Genomic DNA, 6,507 nt, shown 5'->3' with positions numbered 1-6,507 from the left:
GCCCCTTGCCGGCAAGGGGCCCCTCCGCGTACCTCAGTCGAGCAGCTCGGTCACCGTGCCGGCGGCCACGGTGCGGCCGCCTTCGCGGACCGCGAAGCCCAGGCCGACATCCATCGCGACCGGCTTGCCCAGCTCCACCGACAGGTCAACGGTGTCGCCCGGCACGACCATCGTCACGTCACCGAGATCCACCGACCCCACCACGTCGGTGGTGCGGAAGTAGAACTGCGGCCGGTAGTTGGCGACGAACGGCGTGTGCCGCCCACCCTCGGCGGTGGTCAGCGCGTACAGCCGCGCCCGGAACCGCTGGTGCGGCGTGACGCTGCCCGGCAGCGCCACCACCTGGCCGCGCTGCACCTGGTCGCGCTTGACCCCGCGCAGCAGTACGGCGGCGTTGTCCCCGGCCTCGGCGGTCGCCAGCGACTTGCCGAACGTCTCCAGCCCGGTCGCCACGGTCGACAGCGTCGGGCCGAGGCCGACCACCTCCACCGGGTCGCCGACCCGCAGGGTGCCCCGCTCGATCGCACCGGTCACCACGGTTCCCCGCCCGGAGATCGTCAGCACGTTCTCGATCGGCATCAGGAACGGCTCACCGAGCTCGCGGGGCGGCACCGGCACGTACCGGTCGACCGCGTCGAGCAACTCCACCACGGACGAGACCCAGCGCGGGTCGCCCTCGAGCGCCCGCAGCGCCGACACCCGTACGACGGGCACCTCGTCACCGGGGAACCCGTACTCGGACACCAGCTCCCGGACCTCGAGCTCGACCAGGTCGAGCAGCTCCGGGTCCTCGACCGCGTCGGCCTTGTTCATCGCCACCACCAGGTAGGGCACGCCCACCCGCTGCGCGAGCAGCACGTGCTCGCGGGTCTGCGGCATCGCCCCGTCCAGCGCGGAGACGACCAGGATCGCCCCGTCGACCTGCGCCGCGCCCGTGATCATGTTCTTCACGAAGTCGGCGTGGCCGGGCATGTCCACGTGGGCGTAGTGCCGGGTCGCGGTCTCGTACTCGACATGGGCGATGTTGATGGTGATGCCGCGCGCCACCTCCTCCGGCGCCCGGTCGATGCCGTCGAAGGAGACGAACCGGTTGGCGGCGGGGTCGCGGTCGGCCAGGACCTTGGTGATCGCGGCGGTCAGGGTCGTCTTGCCGTGGTCGACGTGACCCATCGTGCCGATGTTGAGATGCGGCTTCGTACGCACGAACTGGCTCTTGGCCATGATGAGACTCCACAGTGGGAACGAGCTGGCGGAGAACGAACGCGGGCGGGTGCCACTCCGCGGAAAAACCGCGCCAGAACCGCACGTCACGGCGCGCCTACCAGGGCAGCGCCGGAACACCGGGCCACCCTCCTCCGTGGTTCTGCCGCAGCGGGAGGAGGGTCAGCGTCGGGTATCTGCCAGCCACGCGCACACGCCGACGGCGCCCGGCAGGTGGAAACCTGCGGGCCGCACGGAGCCGACGGTGCCGAACATGGCGATCACGGTAGCCACGAACGTCCGGCGGGGCGACCGATATTCCCGCCGGGATGTAACCGACGCCGGGCCCGGGAGAAGGCTGAGGCCGCCAGGCGGGAGCTCGCCCGAGCGGACGAGCCGGCGACGAGGGAAGGCGCCTGGTGGACCGGGATCATCGACGAGATGGCGGCGACGGCTTGAGCCTCAACCTCCAGGGATGTGCTGCGGCTGACCTCACCGACTTCCGCTGTTGATGTCAGGCATGTGCCGGTACACCGGTGACAACCAGGTGTGGCATGGTGCCCGGATGATCGACAGCCGTAGGGCATTGGAGACCGTGATCCGGCACGCCGTCGACCTCGAGGACGACTACGACGACGTGGCCCCGATCGTCACGGCGCTGACGGCCTGCGGGGACACCAGTCTCGTGCCGCGGTTGCGCGAGGCACTGGACCAGTTCCTGAATGAGAAGAACTTCTACGGCCGCGACCTGATCGCCGCGGTCCTCGCCGGCATCCAGGGCGTGGCGGCGCTGCCGGTGCTGCTGCGCGCCTCAGCGCATGATCTTGGGGATGACCAGGACGGCCTCCGGTCCGAGATCATCGAGCTGATGCACGCGGACCCTGGGGCCAGCCGGCGCGTGGTGCGCGAGTTCGCCACCGCTACCCGGCCCGAACTTCGTCGGGTGGGGCTGTGGGCGCTCGGGTTCGTCGCCGCCACCGCTGGGCCCACCGCGAGCAGCTCCTGACCCGCTGGCGGACGACCCGGACCCGATGGTCCGCCAACGGGTCCGGGTCGTGGCACGACATGTCGCTCCGCAAGCGTTTCCTCCGCCGGTACGCCGAGAACCCAGGAGAGCCACCTCGTGCTGATCCCACCGCCGGCGAACTGCCGGGCCGCGGCGATGGGGCCTCGTCGTTAGACTCACCGGCCGTGACGTCCTCCCTCACCCCGATCGACGTGGCCCATGCGCTGTTGCAGGAGGGCCGGTTGGTCGAAGCCGAACAAGTCATGGTGCGAGAGCTGCGCTCTGTCGAGGCGACGCATGGTCACGGCAGCCCGGCCTGGGCGTCGGCCCAGTGCGACCTGGGGAATGTCCTGCTGAACGCCGGCCAGCTCGACCGCGCGATCGACTGCTATCACCACGCGACCGCGGCGTCCCTGCACGAGGATCCGCAGACCCGCCGGGATCACCTGACCTACCGGCTGAACCTGGGTATGGCATTGCGGATGGCCGGACGGCTCGACGAGGCCGAGGCCGAACTCCGCCGGGGCGCACAGGATCGTCTCGCCTTCTACGGCCGTGAGCACGCCGGGTACGCCTTCGGCCTCGAACCGCTGGCGGACGTGCTGCTGCAGCGCGGGGACCTTCGGCAGGCCCGGCAGGTCATCGAGGAGACGGTGCACAACTTCTGGCGCAACGGGCATGAGCGAGTCGCCACCGCCCTGGCGTTGCGGGCGGAGGTCGTGAAGGCCGACACCGCTGAAGGGACGTCCTTCCCGGCCCTGGACCAACTGCCGGACGACGTCGTGGAGCAGTTGGCCCTGTCGGTCATCAACCGGCGCGGCCAGGGCGACCCGGCGACCCACAAAGCGGTGCTCACCGACCTGGTCGCCACCCTGGAGGCGCGGCTCGGCGTCGACCATCAGGCGACGCTGAACGTGCTGTCCGCACTGGCGAACCTCGGCTCCGACGTCGGTGACCAGGCCGGGCGGATCGAGGCGATCCAGCGGGTGCTCGACTCCTACGATCGCCAGGGCAGGGCGGAGGACGCTCTCATGGCCGCTCTCGGCCTGGCGATGGCACAGAGCGACGCGGGCGATGACGAGGAGGCGTTGCGCACGTACGCGTCGGCGTACGGCAGGGCGCAGCGCATCGGCCGCCCGGAGTTGGACAGCCAGGTGCTGCGCAACTGGGGCCTCGCCCTGAAGGAAGCCGGCCAGGTGGGCCCGGCGGAGCAGCGGCTGGCCGAGGCGGTGGCCCAGGCCAGCCGGGGCGCCGACTACGAGACCGTCGGCCGTGCGAAGGTCGCCCTCGGTCTCTTCCTCCAGCATGAGGGACGGCTGGCGCAGGCACGTGGGGTCCTGGAGGAGGGCCTGTCCGTGCTGGATCCCGTGCACCCGGACGCGATGGTCGGCCGCAGCCACCTCGGCGCCGTCCTGGACGGCCGCACCTGCGGGTGCGGTGATATGCAGGGAACGATCGAGGAGGCGTTCCGGCAGTTCGTCACCAGCAAGCTGCCCGCGGACCTGCTGGCCGACCTGGACGTGGCGATCGAGGACGGCGACTTCCAGATCAAGGTCGAGCTGCGCCGCGAGCCGACCGAGGCGGAGATCGAACGCCTCAACGGCGTCATCCGGTCCGCGCACGCCGAGTTCCGCCGCCGGATAGCGGAGCCCCGTTACGCGGGCTGACAGATTCCGGCCGGCCACGCCGGCGCACCCGTGAAAGCGCGGAGAGCCGATGACCTGCTGGCCGAGCCTGGCGGGGATGACGCGACGCCCGGTCATCCCCGCCCGGCAGGTCGGGACACGGCCGAGGCCACTACCAGGGCAGCGGGCCGTCCTCGTCGAAGAACCCGCCGGTCGGGCCGTCCGCGCCGAGCGTCGCCAGGCGCACCACCACGGCCGCACCCTGCGCGGCGCTGCGGTGACCGGTGTGGTCGTTGATGTCGGTGGCGCAGAAGCCGGGGGCGGCGACGTTGACGAGGATGCCGTCCTTGCGCAGCTCGTTCGCGTACTGCACGGTCAGCGCGTTCAGCGCCGCCTTGGATGGGGTGTACGGCGGCCACCGGTGGCAGGCCCGCGAACGGTCCGTCCGGGTCGCTGCTGAGGGCCAGCGACGCGGCGTCGCTGCTGAGGTTGACGATGCGCGGCGCCGGCGACCGCCGCAGCAGCGGCAGCATGGCGTTGGTCACCGCGATCACCCCGAAGACGTTGGTCTCGAAGACCGCCCGCACGATGCCAAGGTCGGCGCTGCTGGGGGCCTGAGGGCGTACGTCCAGCGGGGCGGCCGGGCCGGCGCCGGAGATGCCGGCGTTGTTGACCAGCACATCGAGGTGCCCGAAACGCTCCCGCACCCACCTCGCCGCCGCCCGGACGGTGGCCGGGTCGGTGACGTCCAGGGTGACCGGGTACGCGTCGCCGCCCACCGTCCGCACCGCCGCCGCGGCCTCCTCGCCCTGCCGCGGGTTCCTGGCCCCGATCAGGACCGTCATGCCCAGCGTGGCGAGTTGCTCGCTGGTTGCCCGGCCGATTCCCTTGTTCGCCCCGGTGATCAGCGCGATCTTGTGGGTCTGCTCGCTCACCATCAGCTCCTTCTCGTGGCGGTTGGCCCGCGCGACCTGCGCGGCCCTGACGAAGAGGGAGATGCCGGCGGGCCGGCCCCCGTGACGGCGCGGTGGTGTGGCCTGCGCCACCCATCAGGGGTGTCACAGCGCGGCGACGACCGGCATCTTGTGGTGGCAGGGTCGAGTGCGACAGGCAGGAGCGGACATGAACGAGCGCAACGAGGGAACCATTGGCACGGCCGACCCGGCCGGCCCGCTCGCTCGTGAGGGCCGCACGGATGCCGCCACCGACGCGTTCGTGGCGCACCGCAACCTGCTGTTCACCGTCGCCTACGAGATGCTCGGCTCGGCCGCCGACGCGGAGGACGTCCTGCAGGAAACCTGGCTGCGGTGGGTGGGCGTCGACCTCGACACGGTACGGGACCAGCGGGCGTATCTGGTCCGGATCACCACCCGCCAGGCCCTCACCCGGCTGCGTACGCTGCGCCGCCGCAAGGAGTCCTACGTCGGCCCGTGGCTGCCCGAGCCGTTGCTGACCACACCCGATGTGGCCGAGGACGTCGAGTTGGCCGACAGCGTGTCGATGGCGATGCTGCTGGTGTTGGAGACACTCACGCCGACCGAGCGGGCGGTGTTCGTGCTGCGCGACGTGTTCGACCTGGCGTACGACGAGATCGCCGAGGCCGTGGACAAGAGCCCGGCCACGGTCCGCCAGATCGCCCACCGGGCCCGGGCACACGTCGCCGCGCGCCGGCCGCGCGGGGCCGCTTCCGCGGCGCAGACCCGCGACGCGCTCGCGGCGTTCCAGCGGGCGGTCGAAACCGGCGACCTGCAGCAGCTGCTGGACGTCCTCGCGCCGGACGTGGTCTTCCTCGGTGACGGCGGCGGGGTCGTGCAGGCCGTCCTGCGGCCGATCGTCGGGGCCGACAAGGTGGCCCGCCTGCTGACCGCCGGGCGGGACCGGATCGCCACGGTGGTGTCGCTGCAGCCGGCACAGGTCAACGGCCACCCGGCGCTCATTCTCCGGCTCAACGGCGAGCTCGACACGGTCATCGCGGCCCGCATCGACGACGGCCTCGTCACCGGGCTCTACGCCGTGCGCAACCCGGAGAAGCTGTCCCGGATCGAGCGGGAGACCGCCGTGAGCCGCTGAGTCTGAACGGGGAATTCTGGTGCGGTCGCCCCGGCCGGCGCCCGCAGAGCTTCGGTGAGCCCGTGGACGGGCACTGGGCCGTATCCTGGTCGCTACGCTTCCCACCCGAGAATGAGGAAGCCATGAGCAGCCTCCTGGACCGCGTCCCCATGGGCCAGCGTCATTCCCCCGTTCTCGCCGGTACACCAAGCCTGCCTGCGTCGCACCCTGACGGGCACGCCCGGCAGGAACCATCGACGTTGGGACCCGCGCGATGACCCATGCCCCCGCCTCCCTGGTCCTTTTCCTGCTGGGCTGGGTGCTGCTCGTGTTACAGCCGGGTGGGATCGCCCTCGGCTACGCGGTCGCGCGCCGGCACCGCCGGGTCGGTGGCCGCCACCCGGTACTGGTGGCGATCGTCGGCTGGTTCGCCGGCTGCCTCGTCACCTGGCTCTTCCTCGCCCCCGTCGGGGCCGCGCTCGATCACCTGAACGTCGACTCGACGTGGCTGCTGATTCTGCTCAGCTATCTGCCGGTGTGGCTGCTCGCGTGGCTCATCGCGCGGGCAGCGGCGACTGTCGAGGGGCCGTCGCCCACCGGCCCCGGCGGGTAGGCGCCCGGTCGCGC

General features: G+C 71.6%; 6 protein-coding genes and 1 pseudogene. 4 read left to right on the top strand and 3 right to left on the bottom strand.

Annotation, left to right across the window (positions count from 1 at the left end; genetic code table 11):
- Positions 1–33 precede the first annotated feature (33 nt).
- Positions 34–1,221, bottom strand: coding sequence for an elongation factor Tu (gene tuf / locus ACWEVO_RS26425; RefSeq protein WP_452310205.1), 1,188 nt, complete (start codon positions 1,219–1,221; stop codon positions 34–36).
- Between the two features lie 544 nt (positions 1,222–1,765).
- On the opposite strand from tuf, the gene ACWEVO_RS26420 reads away from it, so the two are divergent.
- Both ACWEVO_RS26420 and ACWEVO_RS26415 read left to right on the top strand, forming a co-directional pair.
- Positions 1,766–2,206 (top strand): hypothetical protein, encoded by a 441-nt coding sequence (locus ACWEVO_RS26420; RefSeq protein WP_452310204.1) that lies wholly within the window; start codon positions 1,766–1,768, stop codon positions 2,204–2,206.
- Between the two features lie 185 nt (positions 2,207–2,391).
- Positions 2,392–3,873: a tetratricopeptide repeat protein gene (locus ACWEVO_RS26415; protein ID WP_452310203.1), complete on the top strand. Its 1,482-nt coding sequence runs from the start codon at positions 2,392–2,394 to the stop codon at positions 3,871–3,873.
- Positions 3,874–4,003: 130 nt separating this feature from the next.
- Here the strand turns inward: ACWEVO_RS26415 and ACWEVO_RS26410 are convergent, their stop codons facing one another.
- Together ACWEVO_RS26410 and ACWEVO_RS26405 are read right to left on the bottom strand one after the other, a co-directional pair.
- The gene (locus ACWEVO_RS26410) at positions 4,004–4,204 is read right to left on the bottom strand and encodes a hypothetical protein (protein WP_452310202.1); all 201 of its coding nucleotides are present in this window, start codon (positions 4,202–4,204) and stop codon (positions 4,004–4,006) included.
- 151 nt (positions 4,205–4,355) lie between these two features.
- Positions 4,356–4,769: pseudogene (locus tag ACWEVO_RS26405) on the bottom strand (SDR family NAD(P)-dependent oxidoreductase); the annotation flags it as partial.
- Positions 4,770–4,953: 184 nt separating this feature from the next.
- Between ACWEVO_RS26405 and ACWEVO_RS26400 the strand changes: the two are divergent.
- Both ACWEVO_RS26400 and ACWEVO_RS26395 read left to right on the top strand, forming a co-directional pair.
- Positions 4,954–5,901 carry an RNA polymerase sigma-70 factor gene (locus tag ACWEVO_RS26400; protein WP_452310201.1) on the top strand — a complete coding sequence of 316 codons (948 nt, stop codon included), beginning with the start codon at positions 4,954–4,956 and terminating at the stop codon, positions 5,899–5,901.
- Between the two features lie 253 nt (positions 5,902–6,154).
- Positions 6,155–6,493: a hypothetical protein gene (locus tag ACWEVO_RS26395; protein ID WP_452310200.1), complete on the top strand. Its 339-nt coding sequence runs from the start codon at positions 6,155–6,157 to the stop codon at positions 6,491–6,493.
- The last annotated feature ends 14 nt before the right edge of the window (positions 6,494–6,507 follow it).

The sequence above is a fragment of the Micromonospora sp. NPDC003776 genome (assembly GCF_053605645.1).
Note: the sequence above shows the minus strand (reverse complement) of the source record. Positions and strands in the feature narration are given on the sequence as shown.

Excerpts from the sequence above, each read along its gene's own strand:
- tuf (WP_452310205.1), bottom strand. The coding sequence starts at position 1,221 with ATGGCCAAGAGCCAGTTCGTGCGTACGAAGCCGCATCTCAACATCGGC.
- ACWEVO_RS26395 (WP_452310200.1), top strand. The coding sequence starts at position 6,155 with ATGACCCATGCCCCCGCCTCCCTGGTCCTTTTCCTGCTGGGCTGGGTG.
- ACWEVO_RS26400 (WP_452310201.1), top strand. The coding sequence starts at position 4,954 with ATGAACGAGCGCAACGAGGGAACCATTGGCACGGCCGACCCGGCCGGC.
- ACWEVO_RS26420 (WP_452310204.1), top strand. The coding sequence starts at position 1,766 with ATGATCGACAGCCGTAGGGCATTGGAGACCGTGATCCGGCACGCCGTC.